13 protein-coding genes, 1 riboswitch and 1 other annotated feature are annotated in these 14,211 nt (G+C 51.3%); of the genes, 4 read left to right on the top strand and 9 right to left on the bottom strand.

Going from position 1 to position 14,211, the window contains the following annotated elements:
* Positions 1–126: 126 nt before the first annotated feature.
* The 3 genes from EVJ21_RS11945 to trhO all read right to left on the bottom strand — a co-directional run bounded on the left by EVJ21_RS11945 (position 127) and on the right by trhO (position 2,939).
* Positions 127–1,350, bottom strand: a complete 1,224-nt coding sequence (locus EVJ21_RS11945) for a PucR family transcriptional regulator (RefSeq protein ID WP_131465989.1) — start codon at positions 1,348–1,350, stop codon at positions 127–129.
* 104 nt (positions 1,351–1,454) lie between these two features.
* Positions 1,455–1,880 carry a divergent PAP2 family protein gene (locus tag EVJ21_RS11950; RefSeq protein ID WP_070329193.1) on the bottom strand — a complete coding sequence of 142 codons (426 nt, stop codon included), beginning with the start codon at positions 1,878–1,880 and terminating at the stop codon, positions 1,455–1,457.
* A gap of 117 nt (positions 1,881–1,997) precedes the next feature.
* On the bottom strand, positions 1,998–2,939 hold the full coding sequence (gene trhO / locus EVJ21_RS11955) for an oxygen-dependent tRNA uridine(34) hydroxylase TrhO (RefSeq protein ID WP_070329194.1): 942 nt from the start codon (positions 2,937–2,939) through the stop codon (positions 1,998–2,000).
* Between the two features lie 223 nt (positions 2,940–3,162).
* Between trhO and EVJ21_RS11960 the strand changes: the two genes are divergently transcribed.
* Positions 3,163–3,795 carry a TVP38/TMEM64 family protein gene (locus tag EVJ21_RS11960; RefSeq protein WP_131441650.1) on the top strand — a complete coding sequence of 211 codons (633 nt, stop codon included), beginning with the start codon at positions 3,163–3,165 and terminating at the stop codon, positions 3,793–3,795.
* A 36-nt stretch (positions 3,796–3,831) separates the two neighbouring features.
* Here EVJ21_RS11960 and EVJ21_RS11965 read toward each other — a convergent pair whose 3' ends face one another.
* The gene (locus tag EVJ21_RS11965) at positions 3,832–5,115 is read right to left on the bottom strand and encodes a Na+/H+ antiporter NhaC family protein (RefSeq protein ID WP_070329196.1); all 1,284 of its coding nucleotides are present in this window, start codon (positions 5,113–5,115) and stop codon (positions 3,832–3,834) included.
* A gap of 71 nt (positions 5,116–5,186) precedes the next feature.
* A riboswitch (SAM riboswitch) is annotated at positions 5,187–5,282 on the bottom strand.
* A 98-nt stretch (positions 5,283–5,380) separates the two neighbouring features.
* Complete coding sequence (locus EVJ21_RS11970) at positions 5,381–7,060, bottom strand: GGDEF domain-containing protein (protein ID WP_236633531.1); 1,680 nt, start codon at positions 7,058–7,060, stop codon at positions 5,381–5,383.
* A 156-nt stretch (positions 7,061–7,216) separates the two neighbouring features.
* Positions 7,217–7,428, top strand: a binding site (T-box leader).
* Positions 7,429–7,481: 53 nt separating this feature from the next.
* Here EVJ21_RS11970 and argS point away from each other — a divergent pair.
* The gene (gene argS, locus EVJ21_RS11975; protein WP_131490613.1) at positions 7,482–9,164 is read left to right on the top strand and encodes an arginine--tRNA ligase; all 1,683 of its coding nucleotides are present in this window, start codon (positions 7,482–7,484) and stop codon (positions 9,162–9,164) included.
* 177 nt (positions 9,165–9,341) lie between these two features.
* Here the strand turns inward: argS and EVJ21_RS11980 are convergent, their stop codons facing one another.
* The gene (locus EVJ21_RS11980; RefSeq protein WP_131490614.1) at positions 9,342–9,770 is read right to left on the bottom strand and encodes a cytidine deaminase; all 429 of its coding nucleotides are present in this window, start codon (positions 9,768–9,770) and stop codon (positions 9,342–9,344) included.
* A gap of 524 nt (positions 9,771–10,294) precedes the next feature.
* Here EVJ21_RS11980 and EVJ21_RS11985 point away from each other — a divergent pair.
* Positions 10,295–10,735, top strand: coding sequence for a hypothetical protein (locus EVJ21_RS11985; RefSeq protein WP_131490615.1), 441 nt, complete (start codon positions 10,295–10,297; stop codon positions 10,733–10,735).
* Between the two features lie 83 nt (positions 10,736–10,818).
* Here EVJ21_RS11985 and EVJ21_RS11990 read toward each other — a convergent pair whose 3' ends face one another.
* Positions 10,819–11,397, bottom strand: a complete 579-nt coding sequence (locus EVJ21_RS11990; RefSeq protein ID WP_070329198.1) for a metallophosphoesterase family protein — start codon at positions 11,395–11,397, stop codon at positions 10,819–10,821.
* Entirely contained in the window at positions 11,394–11,885 is a 492-nt protein-coding gene (locus EVJ21_RS11995) for a YajQ family cyclic di-GMP-binding protein (protein ID WP_034780837.1), read from the bottom strand. The genes EVJ21_RS11990 and EVJ21_RS11995 overlap by 4 nt, the downstream gene beginning before the upstream one ends.
* A gap of 69 nt (positions 11,886–11,954) precedes the next feature.
* On the opposite strand from EVJ21_RS11995, the gene pulA reads away from it, so the two are divergent.
* Positions 11,955–13,949: a type I pullulanase gene (pulA, locus tag EVJ21_RS12000; protein WP_070329199.1), complete on the top strand. Its 1,995-nt coding sequence runs from the start codon at positions 11,955–11,957 to the stop codon at positions 13,947–13,949.
* 15 nt (positions 13,950–13,964) lie between these two features.
* Here pulA and EVJ21_RS12005 read toward each other — a convergent pair whose 3' ends face one another.
* On the bottom strand, positions 13,965–14,129 hold the full coding sequence (locus tag EVJ21_RS12005) for a YycC family protein (protein ID WP_016509685.1): 165 nt from the start codon (positions 14,127–14,129) through the stop codon (positions 13,965–13,967).
* Positions 14,130–14,211 lie beyond the last annotated feature (82 nt).

The following is a 14,211-nucleotide window of genomic DNA, read 5'->3' on the forward strand; positions in this document are numbered from 1 at the left end:
ATTCCCCTTTCTATCTGCTGACACAATTTGTTCACACCTCTAGTATAGACCCAAGTGAAATCGCTGTCTTTAGCATGGATTCTAAAAGCGACAACCCCCACTTTGTGATTTTTCACAAAGTGGGGGTCAGTCGTCTTGACGATATTGTCCGGCCTTGATCGCTAAATAAATAGCGGCCCGTTCCGGGAGCGAGACTTGGGTGATGCTCGTCAGTTCTTCGATCCGTCGAATCCGATACAAGACCGTGTTCGGATGGATATGGAGGTGGGCGGCGACTCGTTTGACGTTCCCGTCAAAATAGAAATACCATTCAAGCGTCGTCACGAGTTCGGTGCGGTGGACTTGGTCATACGCCTGCAACCGTTCGATCGTCGGGTGCGTCTCGAGGCGCAGGCCGATTCGTCTGGACAAATCGGGGACGAGTTGATAGATGCCAATTTGTTCGAACGCCCGGGCACTAGCGAGCTCGAACGGGAACTTCCGGCGTAGCGATGTGACCCGTCTTGCTTCCTCGGTCGCGGCATAGAGCGTATCGCTTTCGAAGAAACGCCCGCTAATCCCGAGGCGAGGTTCGGCGTCAGTGAACTTGTCTTGAAGCTGGGTCTCGAAGCGACCGGCCCACTGGAGGAGGGCGCCCTCTTCTTCAGACAGCTCGGACTTCATATAATGCCAGACGAGCAGTTGTTGGCCGTCGATAGCGTGGAGGACGACCTCGATCGCTTCTTGTGTCGCAAGCGCATAAAATAACCGCTCAGCGAATTGCGGAGTGATCGGCTGCAAGCAGTCGATGATCGTCAGGCGACTCGCGACGGCAATCGGGGCAAGTTCGTTCAAGCGTTCCCGATGTGCGGAAGCGAGGTATGGCGAAGCGAGCACTTCTAAAAAGAAACGCTCGAGTTCGGCATCGATGCGACGTTCGTGCATGGCGATCGTCATGAGCAGTTTCTTGGCAATACTTGCCCCTTCCTTCAAGACGGTGAGCTCCTGCTCGGAGAAAGGGGTCGTCCGGGCCAGGCTCCAAATGTAGCCGAGCACGTCTTCTTGCTGCTTGATGACGACGGCGGCGCGCTCGCCGAGACCGATGGCCATCCGGGCCGGGATGACGACAGGCTCGTCTCGGTCGATCAGCTCTTGCAGGATACCGCTTTCCCACAAATCTTCGATGACGGCTTCCGGGACGCGACGGCCGATGATGGTCGCGATCCTAGCCGGGTCGGTCGAGTCGGGATGCGTGCTATAGGCGAGTAGCTGATGGTGGCGATTTTCGATCGTGATCGGTGCGCGGATCGCTTGCCCGATCGCTTCGGCAAGCGTGTCGAGTGATTCATATGATTTCTGTAAAAAAGGCATGTCGATTCCTCCTCTCTATCACTATACCGTCTCTGTTGTGAAAGTTCACAAAAAGATGGACAGTTTTTGAGAGGGGACCGACATGCCTGGACATGTGTATCGTTTTACATTGGGAAAAATAGTCCGACGACGAGGCCAAGCAATGCGCCGACGATGACTTGGTACGGTGTATGGCCGACGAGTTCGTTCAAGATCGGCGTGTCGTGCTTGATCCCTTTAAAATAGTCGTTCAATAGACGGGCTTGGAAACCAACGGCTTGACGGACGCCGGTCGCGTCGTACATGACGATCGTCGCGAACGTGAGCGCGAGGGCGAACATGCTTGAGTCGAGGCCTTCAGCCCGGCCGATCGCGGTCGCGAGCGCGACGACGGTCGAGGTGTGGGAGCTTGGCATTCCGCCTGAGGCGAACATGATTTCAAGTTCAAAGTCACGTGTTCGAATGAGTTCGGTCACAAGTTTGGCCGCCTGGGCGATAAACCAGGCCAGTATTGCGGCGAGTAACGGTTCGTTAAAGAGCAATTCAGTCACTTCCTGTCTGACAATAGTATCTACACTATACCCGATTCCATGCCGCGCTAGACGTAAAGTTTCTGTCAAAAATAGCGTCGCGGGCATTTGCCCGCGACGCTATTCGGTCGATTTTTGTTACCCGACGACGCCTTCAGTCTCTTGAAGTTTTTCCGCGATGTTCTCGATGATAAAGCGGTTGCGTGGATGCTCCTGACACTCTTTCGAGCATGAACGCATCTGTTTCGGCTCACACTCTTCACAACAGAAGTGTTGGGCGTTACATACCGGGTTGGCACAATTAACGTAACGGACCGTCTTCGTTCCGCAGTGCATACATGCTGAAACGACTGACGGATTGACCGTGTTGACCGGGACGTTGATGCGCTCGTCAAAGACGTAAAGCTCGCCGTCCCAGTTTTCACCTTGCGTCGCTTCGTCCTTGCCGTACATGGCGACGCCGCCTTTTAAATGGAAGATGTTGTCGTGACCTTGGTCACGCATATATGCGGTAAATTTCTCGCAACGGACGCCTCCGGTACAGTACGTGAGAAGTGTTTTCCCTTCGTAGAGGTCTTTGTTCTCCTCGAGCCAGTCTGGCATGTAACGAGAAGCCTCTACGTCGATTTTGATCGCATTTTTGAAGTGACCAAGATCGTACTCGTAGTTGTTACGAACGTCGAGGATGACGACATCATCGCGATTCATCATCTCTTTCCATTCTTCCGGTTCGAGATACGCACCGTGTTGTTTAGGCACGTCGAACTCGCCATCAAAGCGCCACGTCACGAGCTCTTGTTTGTGACGGACAAAGATTTTCTTGAAAGCATGCTCTTCGACTTCATCGATTTTGAACTCGATGTCGCTGAAGTATGGATCGGCTTTCAAGTCGTTCATGTACTGTTCGGTTTGTTCCCAAGTGCCCGAGCACGTCCCGTTGATTCCTTCGGAAGAAATCAAGATACGTCCTTTGATCCCGAGGTCCTTACAATACTTGAGGTGTTGTTGTGTCAGTGTTTCTGGGTCCTCGATGTTGACGTACTTATAGTACAGTAAGACCCGCATTGGTTTTGTTTCCATGTTATTGCTCCCCTGTGTTCAGTTTTTTGCAGGAAAACGAACGTTGGGTTGTGTCGTTCGACGAATGAACTTGCCTGCAACCACAAGTCCATTATTATATGATAGATATCACAGTGAAATTTCGCAAATACTTTTTATTTTTTTTTGAGGAGGGCAGGGGGATGCGTCCTCTTGAACGAATTCGGGTAAAAGGTAGTAACGAAAGCCGAAGGTGGAAACTGAGATGCTCACATCACTCCAACAATATATATTGAACATCATCGAATGGCTCCAAGGACTGCCGGGAGGTCCTTGGGCTGGACTCGGGGCCCCGTTCCTGGAAGCGATTTTCCCGTTCCTCCCGCTCGTCTTGATCATCTCGGCGAACGCGGCCACGTATGGCTTCTGGCTCGGTGTGCTCTTATCGTGGATCGGCAGTTTGGCAGGGACGCTCCTCGTGTTCGCCGCCGTCCGATACGTGTTCCGCAAACCGATGACGCGTTGGCTCGAAAAACATAAACAGGGTGTCTATTGGCTCGATCGCATCAACCATATGAGTCCAATCTCGCTCGGATTCTTATATTCGTTGCCGTTCATCCCGGTCAGTTTGATCACGTACTTACTCGCCTTGATTCAAATGCCGCTCCGGACGTTCGTATTGGCGGCCGGATTCGGGAAACTGCTCGTCGTCGTCATCTTCTCGGTCATCGGTGATCAGTGGCAAGAGTTCATCCAAAGCCCGTTCCGCTTGTCGATGCTCGGCTTGCTCTTGCTCGTATTGTGGGCGATCAGCCGGGGTCTCGAAGAACTTCTCAAACGGCGCGCTTTCAAAAAACGGAACGAAGAGCTCAAACGTAAACGTGAAGCGAGAACATAAAAATCCTCGAAGGCGACCGCCTTCGAGGATTTTTGCTTAGTTGGTTTTTTTGAAACGTGGGAAGTTGAAGACGATCGCCAAGCCTCCGCAAATGAACAGGAGGAACGGATAGAACATATACGGGACGAGGGCGGGGGACGCCGTGTTCGTCAACTCGGCGGCGATGAGGAGCTGCGCCCCGTAAGGCAGAAGTCCTTGTACCCCGCACGAGAAGATGTCGAGTACGCTCGCTGACTTTTTCCGTTCGATGTCATACGTATCGGCGATATTCGCGGCAAGCGGGCCTGCTACGAGAATCGAGATCGTATTGTTCGCCGTCGCGACGTTCGTCGCACTGACGAGCCCGGCGATGCTCCATTCCGCACCAGCCCGGCGTTGAATCCGTGACGTGAGTGCGTCTCGTAAATAGGTGAGTCCACCGTTATGCGAGATGAGTCCGACGAGTCCGCCCATGAATAACGTCAAGAGCGAGATCTCGGCCATGCCCATCATGCCGTCGGCCATCGCCGTGACGTAAGACGTGACGGCCAAGCTTCCGTCAATCAGCCCGATGATGCCAGCGAGCGCGATGCCGCCGAGCAAAACGAGGATGACGTTCAGTCCGGTCAAGGCGAGGACGATGACGGCGAGATACGGAATCAACTTGTACCATTCGAACGCGGCCACTTCAATCGTCGACTCTCCGCTTGAGAGAACGGCTAACAGGACGGTCGTGATGATTGCGGCCGGGAGCACGATCCAAAAGTTGGTCCGGAACTTGTCGCGCATGTTCGTCCGTTGTGTCCGGACGGCGGCGATCGTCGTATCCGAGATGAACGACAAATTGTCTCCGAACATGGCCCCGCCGACAACGGCCGCGGCCGCGATCGCGATATTGACCCCGCTCTCTTGATGGATGCCGAGCGCGATCGGGGCGAGCGCGGCAATCGTACCGGTCGATGTGCCCATCGCCATCGAGATGAAAGCGGCGATGACGAACAGTCCGCTCAGTAAGAGTGACGGTGGCAGGAACGTCAAGGCCGCATTGACCGTCGCGTCAATCGCACCGATTGCACCGGCGACGCTCGAGAACGCACCGGCGAGCAGGAAGATGAATATCATGATCAAGATGCCTGGATTACCGGCACCTTGGGCGATGCGCTCAACGGTCTGAGTGACGCTTCCTTTCGTCATCATCGCAGCGACAATTAAAGCGATCAACGCCGCGATCAGCACCGGGAACTTGTAAAAGTCGCCATAATAAATACCCGCCCCGATGAAGAAGACGAGGAAGACGAGCAAGGGCAAGAGTGCCCATTTGTTAGCTGTTGGTTGTTCCAATCGATTCACCTCATTTCATAGAGTAGAAAAAAAGAGCCTTCCGAAAAAGGCTCTCTCTGTAAGAGACACCCTTTTCATCTTTCGAGCAGAACGCTCGCTGGATTTGGCACAGGTTACCCGCTGCCGAGACATCTAAGGGCCAGTCCCTCCGTCTCTCTTGATAAAAAGTCGTCATGATGTAGTTGTTAGACACGTTTCCTAACGTACCTGTTTCAAATCGGGTTGTCAACAGAAATCCCCCTGCGCCAGTGGACGCGGGGGGAAGTCATGTCGTCAAAAAGTTGTAATGGGCGACGCGGTTACGACCGGCGTACTTGCCGCCGACGTAAAGGGCCCGGTCAGCGTTACGAATCGTATCATCAAGCCGTTTGTCGCCGAACGCTTGAATCGTATCGACACCGATCGAGGCGGTCACGGGAATATCGACCCCATCGACACGGAACGGCTTATCTTCAATCTTCTGCCGAATCCGTTCGGCGATATCGACGGCTTGGTCGACGTCGCAATGATTGAGCAGCAAGATGAACTCCTCGCCCCCGTAACGGGCCGCAAAGTCATCGGTCCGGAGCATTTGCCGGATTCGCCGCCCGAACTCTTGGAGCACGCTGTCTCCGACTTGGTGACCGTGCGTGTCATTGATTTTTTTAAAGAAGTCGATGTCGAGCATCGCGACCGAGATCGGGTACATCGAGCCGTCCGAGATTTGTTGAATCCCATACTCGTAGAACGCGCGCGCATTGGCGAGCAGCGTCAAGCTATCGGTGCGGCTTTCCGTGTATAGGCGGTCGCGTTCGTGGCATCGGCTGATCGTTCGGTTGAACGATTTCAACAGTTTTACCATCTCGTTTTGAATGATGGGCGGATAGCCATAGACGTGTTCACCGATCATGACGATACGTGTGCGAATCCCGTCAATCTCTTCTGACTGGACCGAGATGAAGCTGTGGTAATCGTCATGAAACGCATCTGACAACGCTGCGTCCCATTCGAAGCGCATCTCATAATCGACAGACTTGGCGTGTGGATGGCGCGCTTCCATCAAGTCGAAGACGAGCGGACGGTCGATCGGCTGTCGCGTCAACAAATCGAAATAGAGCGTTCGGTCGAACAGGACGAACTCGACAAACCCTTTATCATATTGGTTGAGGCGCTCACATTGACTCAAGAACACTTCAATCGCCTGGGCCTCGCTTTGAGACAGGGAGACGGCCTCTTTCGCTTCATCGTACTGTTCGATCAATGACTTGAACGCGTCTTGGCGCCCTTTTTGAATCATCAACCGCTTAATAAAGAACGTGAGGGCGGCCGCGATGCTGCTGACGACGAGCAAGTTCGTCTCACGGAAGAACGACGCGGCGAAGATGAAGACCAAACTGACGATGTATGTGTAAAACGCGATGCTCAAAAAATCACGGACCGGGATATCGACGCGGAACCACCAGCCGACCTGATACTTCTGGACGACCGTGTTCAAAATGATGGCAATGATCAGACCGACGAGCGGAACGAACGAATCCTGCGAATAGAAGCCAAGACCAGTTTCACCTCCGAGGGCCAAGTAAACACTTGCCGGGATGGCGATTTCTAAAAATGACGTGATCGCGTTCCAAGGATAAGTGAACCGAAAGCGGCGGAGCGCGACGCGCGGTTTTAGGTTGGCGAACTGAAAGACGAGAAGTCCGATTTGGTTGACGAGGAGCGCCGTCTCAAAATCAAAGAATAAAAAGATGATGAGGACGATGCTTTCTGAAAACGTGAAATAAATGCCTTTTCGTTCAATCGAGTCCATTTGGAAAATGACGACGAGCAGCGCGATCAAGATGAACGGAAGCGGCTCGATCGCCGGAATATCAAGAACACCGGTTGTAAACAAGGTGATGGTCAGTAAAACGATCAAACTCCAAATGCTCCAACCGAGGACGGACATTTTGCGAAAATGATTCATAGTTCCCTCCTGTGTGGGAAAAGTCTTCTCATATGTATGGTAGGAGATTCGGCACGGTTGCGCCCAAGTCCTGCCTATTCATCATAATGGCTGAATTCTAGCATTGAGTCTACATCAAATATCCTCTATAATGAAGTTGCTTTTCAACCACATAGACGAAAGTCGATGAAAAAGAGAGTAACGATCGTTTAGTCAACAAAGCGACCTAGGGATTGGTGAGAGCCTAGGCTGACAAACATCGCGAAACGCACTTTTGAGATGCTATCCGAAGCGAGTAGGCGTAGCCGGGGGCCCCCCGTTATCACCGTTAAAGTGGTCTGTGTAAAGCAGGCAAGAAGAGTGGTACCGCGGGCCAACCCGTCTCTTTGCATCTGTGCAAAGGGCGTTTTTTTTATGACTAGATTTGAAGGAGGAAATTTACATGAGTTATGAACGCAAGTATGCGGAGGCTCTGTCACGTGTCATCGGTGACGAACTCACGCTCGACCAGATTGAGGCATTGATTGAAAAACCAAAACATGAGGCGCACGGGGATCTCGCGTTCCCATGCTTCCAACTCGCCAAGGCGTACCGGAAAGCGCCGGTCATGATTGCGACTGACATCGCCGGTGAATTGAACGACGAACTGTTCACAAAAGTTGAAGCGGCCGGTCCATATGTGAACGTCTTCTTGAGCCGTGACGTCGTCTCGCAGGAAATCATTAACACGGTTCTCGACGAGCAAGCGGATTACGCGACGCATGCGACACGCAACGAGACGATTGTCACGGACTTCTCGTCACCTAACATCGCCAAACCGTTCTCGATGGGACACTTGCGCTCGACGGTCATCGGTAACGCCATCAACCAGATCGCTCGCAAAAACGGCTACAACGTCGTCGGTGTCAACCACCTCGGCGACTGGGGTACACAATTCGGGAAACTCATGGTCGCTTATAAGAAGTGGGGCGATGAGGAAGCGGTCCGGGCAAATCCGATCGCTGAGCTCTTAAAGCTATACGTTCACTTCCATGAAGAAGTGAAAACTCAGCCTGAGCTTGAAGACGAGGGCCGTGCTTGGTTCAAAAAGCTCGAGGACGGTAACGTTGAAGCGACCGAACTGTGGACGTGGTTCCGTGACGAGTCGCTCAAAGAGTTCCAAAAAGTATACGATCTCCTCGGTGTCGAGTTTGACAGCTTCCACGGTGAAGCGTTCTACAACGACAAGATGGACCGGATCGTCGCCATGCTCGAAGAGAAGAACCTGCTCGTCGAGAGTGAAGGGGCGATGGTCGTCTCGCTTGAAGACGAGAACTTGCCACCTTGCCTGATCACAAAGAAAGACGGCGCGACGCTTTACGCGACACGTGATTTGGCTGCGGCCGTCTATCGTCATGAGACGTACAAATTCGTCCAAGCGAACTACGTCGTCGGTGGCGAGCAGGCGCTCCACTTCAAACAGTTGTTCTCGGTACTCCGCAAGCTCGGTTACGACTTCGTCGACGGCATGCACCACGTACCGTTCGGCTTGATCTTGCAAGAAGGGAAGAAGATGTCGACACGTAAAGGCCGCATCGTCCTACTTGAAGAAGTATTGAAAGAAGCGATCGAGAAAGCGCAAGCGAACATCGAACAGAAGAACCCTGAGCTTCCAAACGCAGAGAACGTGGCTCGTATGGTCGGCGTCGGCGCCGTCATCTTCCACGATTTGAAGAATGAGCGCATCAACAACATCGAGTTCGACCTTGACAGCATGCTCAAGTTCGAAGGGGAGACGGGACCTTACGTGCAGTACACGAACGCACGGGCGAACTCGCTCCTCCGTAAAGGCAACTACGACGGTTCGACGTTCGCAGGTGCGAACGACGACCACACGTGGGGCGTCGTGACGATGCTCAACGCGTTCCCACACGTCATCACGCGTGCTCATGAGCGCCGTGAGCCGTCGATCATCAGCCGTTATGTCCTCGACTTGGCGCAATCGTTCAACAAGTATTATGGCCACGTCCGTGTGCTTGAAGAAGATGCGGGCAAACAATCGCGTCTCGCGCTCGTCAAAGCCGTGACGATCGTCTTGACGGAAGGACTCCGTTTAATCGGTGTCCAAGCTCCAGAAGAAATGTAAATAAAAACATTCCGAACGCTGAAGTGACCCCTGAAAGTTAGACACGGTTATTTCATTTAGGCTGCGTGAACGAACTGGGTCCGGTACTACACCGGGCTCAGTTTTAATTTTGCCTTGATTCATCTTGCATTGTAATCATCTATATAAACGTGAAAAAGGGATGAATTCATCCCTTTTTCACAATCTTTTTTCGATTTCCATTCCAATCTCAAGGTATGCTTTTGTCCAATGGAAAGGCTGGATTTCTTCTAATTTTTTGTAGATTAATTCGTTCTTGTCTGAAGTTATTGCCGCCTTTACTTGTGAACCCCAGTAATAAAGTCTTTCTTGGCAGACGCCGCATGGTGTGAGCACTTTGAAGTTAGCGTTTTCATCATCACGAACGACGCATATCGAATGAGTCACTTTAGAGTTTAGCTTATGAGCTTCTAGGATTGCCCCAGTCTCCATACATAATTCGGTTGAAGCGTTAATAACTTCTGGCGATACGCTTATTAGCACATCACCTTGATCCGTATACATAGCTGCAGCACCGCCCCAACCGACAGGGTATCGTTGTTTGATAAATGCTACAGTAGCGTCGTAAAGTTCCTTCTCAATGTTCAAATCAATTTCCTCCTGTAGAAAAATACCATTTTATCCTTCGTTTGAAATATTATCATATTATTTTTGAGATGGGATTTTCTTCAAGCATCTTGATCTTGTTTTTAATAGTATGGAAGAGATAAAGGTTCAAAGAGTATAAGGTGCAATTACTATCACTTTCTATGATAGACCAGATAAAACCTAGCGTTTTCATGATGTCATCAAAAGTGGCATATATTGTGCCATTCTAAGTTGGCGCACGACATCGTTAATAAACGACTTCTTCTAAAGGCAATCCTTTCCAAATGTCGAAAGTTAGTGTATCGGTTTACTTTGATTCAGCTCTTAACGTGATTTATTCACCGATAAGTTAACTCGATTGAGGAGAGGGATAGAAGAATGCTTGAGAAGATATTAAAACATAGTTGGAACGCATTTTCGGGTCTATTCGTATTGCGATGTTCGGTTCGGTTGACGATTGGCCGAGTGCTTTTCTCCGAAACGAAATACTTCGTTCGTAAGTGCACGTACAAGGAGAGAACCATATGAAAAAAGTACTTCAAAAAAAGAGTAAGAAGGCGACATACACAGGTTTATTGATATTTATTGTACTTGTAGTTGCAATCGTTCCGACCCTGATCAATGAGTATAGTGAAATGAAAATTCAACATACAAAACAAGTGTCAACTGAATCTATGACGATGACCAAAGACGAAATATACAAATTGGAACGTCAACAGAGAGAACTAGCAAATCAATATGAAGAAAATCATGAGTGGTTGTACGATGAAATAAAAGACGTAGCACCACTTATAGAGTTTGGCTATGATTTTATGTACGATCACCCTGAGTATGACAAATTAAAAATAACATATCCTAAAACGACATATAAAATTGATGGAAAGAATGTAACTTTTATTTCTAATGAAGGTAAGATTATCCGAGCACATACTCAAGAGGGTTGGGAAAATGTACAAGTAAAATAAATCATCCTTAAAATGAACTGCACCTTTGATTGTTAGATGTGTCTAACAATCAAAGGTGCAGTTCGCATGCGTTCGGAGTGTTTTTATGCTTTCATCCGCGTAACTGTTCGCGTCTTCGTATCATACAGACACCATTCCCGGTCGAAGATGACGGCGCCGACGTTGATGACGTAGCGCTTCTTCTTCAACTTGAACGGTGTCCCGATTTCCCAGGGAATCGAGCGGCCTTTCCGGTAGATGCCCGGAATATGACTATGCCCGATGAAGACGAGCGGGTACTTGCCTTTTTCGACGATCGGCTCCCAGTCGGCGCTCCACTCGATTTGGTGACCATGTAAGAACAGCGCCTCATCGAGTGTCGTCTGTTCAGGCAATAATGAGATGCGGGTCTTGACAGGGTGCGACACGATGAGCACTTCGTCAATCCGTTCTTCTTGGTTGCCGCGCAGGCTCGGGAACGTCAAGAGCGCCTCATACTGCTCGTCAAACGTCATGACGTCAGAGACGTCATGAAACCGTTCGTTGCGCCGTTTTTTGCCGATATGGCACTCGTACAAGTCGCCGAGGCAGAGGATGTGCTCGGTCTCGCGCCTGACCGCCTTGAGGACGGCTTTCAAATCATCAAACGAACCGTGTGGGTCACTGATGATGGCGAGTTTCATCGGTAGTTCGTGAACTGGGCATCGACCGATAACTCGAGCTCACGGACGAGTTGCATGACCGCTTGTAGGTCATCCCGTGACTTGGCCGTCACACGAATTTGATCGTCTTGAATTTGCGATTTCACTTTCAACTTCGACTCTTTGATGGCGTTGTTGATCTTCTTGGCATCGTCTTTGTCGATTCCGCTCTTCAACTTGACACGTTGACGGACGGTACCGCCGAGTGCGCGTTCGATTTTTTGATAGTCGAGGTTTTTCGTCGGCACGCCGCGCTTGATCAACTTCGAGATCATGACGTCTTTTAATTGTTCGAGTTTGTAATCGTCATCTGAGACGAGGACGAGGTCACCGTTATCGAGTGACATCTCACTCTTCGACCCTTTAAAGTCGTAACGGTTCAAAATTTCTTTTTCGGCGATTTGGATCGCGTTTTTCACTTCTTCGAGGTTCATTTCTGACACGATATCAAAAGAATTGTCTTTTGCCATGTTTCATCCATCCTTTGTATGGGTTTTGTTATAATGATAGCAGATTTGAAGCAGTGAAGGAGTGAAACGATGGAACATACAATCGATAGACAGACAAATGTAGACTTGGATCACGTTGCATATCATGGAAAAGACCTTGGGGTGACGTTTAAAAGTGAACTCATCCGTCTGCGGGTGTGGTCGCCGGTAGCCGAGCAAATGACAGTGAAGCTTTATCGTACGGCGCGGGCGCGTAAGTTTGATCGCATCGAGCTCGAACGGGCCGAAAAAGGGACATGGATGGTCGAGCTTGACCGGGCGCAATTCGAAGGTCAGTTTTACGTGTTCGAGGCAATCGTTGACGGCAAACGCATCGAATCCCTCGATCCGTATGCGAAAGTCGTCGGCGTCAACGGGAAGCGGGGCTGCCTGCTCGACCCGTCTTCAATCAACCCGGACCATTGGGTCAAAGAACGTCCGCTCTTCCACTCTTCGCAAGAAGCGGTCATTTATGAAGCACATGTGAGAGATTTGACGAGCCATCCGGATGGCGGTGTCATGCACCGTGGTAAATTCCTCGGGATGACCGAGGCCGGCACGAAGACGAAAAACGGATACCCGACAGCGCTCGACTACATCACAGCGCTCGGCGTGACCCACCTTCAACTTATGCCGTTCTTTGACTACGGTTCGGTCAACGAGTCGCGGGAAAGCGAGTCGAACTATAACTGGGGCTATGACCCGGTCCATTATTTCGCGGTCGAAGGTTCGTACGCCTCGACAGCGGATGACCCGGCCGCCCGTATCCTCGAATTGAAGGCGATGATTCAAGCGCTCCATGACCGCGGGATCCGCGTCATCATGGACGTCGTGTTCAACCATACGTATGACGCTTTGACGACACCGCTCGGCCAGTTCGTGCCGGACTACTACTATCGGTTGAACGAGGACGGGACGCTTGCCGACGGCTCGGAGTGCGGCAACGATACGGCGTCAGAGCGGGCGATGATGCGCAAGCTGATCGTCGAATGCGTCTCGTATTGGGCCAAAGAGTTTATGATCGACGGCTTCCGCTTTGATTTGATGGGGCTGCATGACGTCAAGACGATGAACCAAGTCCGCAAAGCACTCGACCGGATCGATCCCTCGATCCTCGTCACCGGAGAAGGCTGGGATCTCGATACACCACTGGCAGTTCGTAAGAAGGCAAACCAACACAACGCCCATAAAATGCCACGTATCGCCCAGTTCAACGATGCAATCCGGGACGGAATCCGTGGTGACGTGTTCATCGAAGACTTGCCGGGCTGGATCAGCGGCAACGCCGAGCTGACGGCTGACGTGAAGCGCGGGATCGCCGGTGCGGTCACGAGTCAAAGCTTCGCCGATGAGCCGAACCAAGTCGTCAACTACGTCGAATGCCATGACAACTTGACGCTTTGGGACAAACTTGCCGCCGCTAGTCCTGACGACAATGAGACGACGCGCCGCCGCCGTCATCGTCTTGCGACGACGATCGTCCTGCTCAGTCAAGGCATTCCGTTCCTTCACAGCGGTCAAGAGTTTTTCCGCACGAAAGACGGGGACGAGAACAGTTTCAAATCGGGCGAGGTCATCAACCGATTGGACTGGACCCGGGCCGAGCAAGAGACGCCGAGCGTCGAATATGTGAAAGGCTTGATCAACTTACGCAAACAGTATCCGTTGTTCCGTCTCGAGAACACCGAACAGATTCGAAAGCACTTACGTTTCTTTGACGAAGAAGAAGGGATAATCGCCTACGAACTTCATCGTCACGTCGAAGGTTATGTCGAGCGTCATCTCGTCTACCATAACGGACTCGAAGTACCGGTCGACGTGAAGCTGCCAGCAGGCAAGTTCGAAGTTCATGTCGAGGACCATACCGTCAACTTGACGGCGCCACGCCTCGTCGAAGACCGGCACCTCACCGTCGCGCCGCTGTCGACGCTCGTCGTGACAGAACGCCGTCCGGATTACAGCAAGTACGCCGTCGCCGGTGGGGCTGCGCTTGCCATCCTTGGACTCTGGTACGTCGCGAAAAAACGGAAGAATAAACAAGGGTAACAAAAAAAGGAGACGTCATTCCGTCTCCTTTTCTTCGTTCGGCTCGGTCTTAGATGCTTCAAGCTCCATCATCTTCCGAACGAGGATATGTTTTGGCATATGCATGAGTTCTTCAAGCGGTACGTTCAACTTTTTGGCAAGCTCGACCGCCGTCTCGGGAGACAGTTGTAGTGGGCGCATGTGGTTTCTCCTTTCTAAATTCAGGTTTGCTACAGCCAGTATACAGCAAAAACGGACCGAGTGAGAATGTGTCGTGTGAACA

Origin of the sequence: Exiguobacterium sp. SH0S2 (assembly GCF_004337185.1) — a bacterium.
GTDB lineage: Bacteria > Bacillota > Bacilli > Exiguobacteriales > Exiguobacteriaceae > Exiguobacterium > Exiguobacterium aurantiacum_A.

What these genes read in the sequence shown, in the direction of transcription:
- pulA (WP_070329199.1), top strand. Translation starts at nt 11,955, where the DNA reads ATGGAACATACAATCGATAGACAGACAAATGTAGACTTGGATCACGTT.
- EVJ21_RS11970 (WP_236633531.1), bottom strand. Translation starts at nt 7,060, where the DNA reads ATGAATCATTTTCGCAAAATGTCCGTCCTCGGTTGGAGCATTTGGAGT.
- EVJ21_RS11990 (WP_070329198.1), bottom strand. Translation starts at nt 11,397, where the DNA reads ATGAAACTCGCCATCATCAGTGACCCACACGGTTCGTTTGATGATTTG.
- EVJ21_RS11960 (WP_131441650.1), top strand. Translation starts at nt 3,163, where the DNA reads ATGCTCACATCACTCCAACAATATATATTGAACATCATCGAATGGCTC.
- trhO (WP_070329194.1), bottom strand. Translation starts at nt 2,939, where the DNA reads ATGGAAACAAAACCAATGCGGGTCTTACTGTACTATAAGTACGTCAAC.
- EVJ21_RS11985 (WP_131490615.1), top strand. Translation starts at nt 10,295, where the DNA reads ATGAAAAAAGTACTTCAAAAAAAGAGTAAGAAGGCGACATACACAGGT.
- EVJ21_RS11995 (WP_034780837.1), bottom strand. Translation starts at nt 11,885, where the DNA reads ATGGCAAAAGACAATTCTTTTGATATCGTGTCAGAAATGAACCTCGAA.
- EVJ21_RS11945 (WP_131465989.1), bottom strand. Translation starts at nt 1,350, where the DNA reads ATGCCTTTTTTACAGAAATCATATGAATCACTCGACACGCTTGCCGAA.
- argS (WP_131490613.1), top strand. Translation starts at nt 7,482, where the DNA reads ATGAGTTATGAACGCAAGTATGCGGAGGCTCTGTCACGTGTCATCGGT.
- EVJ21_RS12005 (WP_016509685.1), bottom strand. Translation starts at nt 14,129, where the DNA reads ATGCGCCCACTACAACTGTCTCCCGAGACGGCGGTCGAGCTTGCCAAA.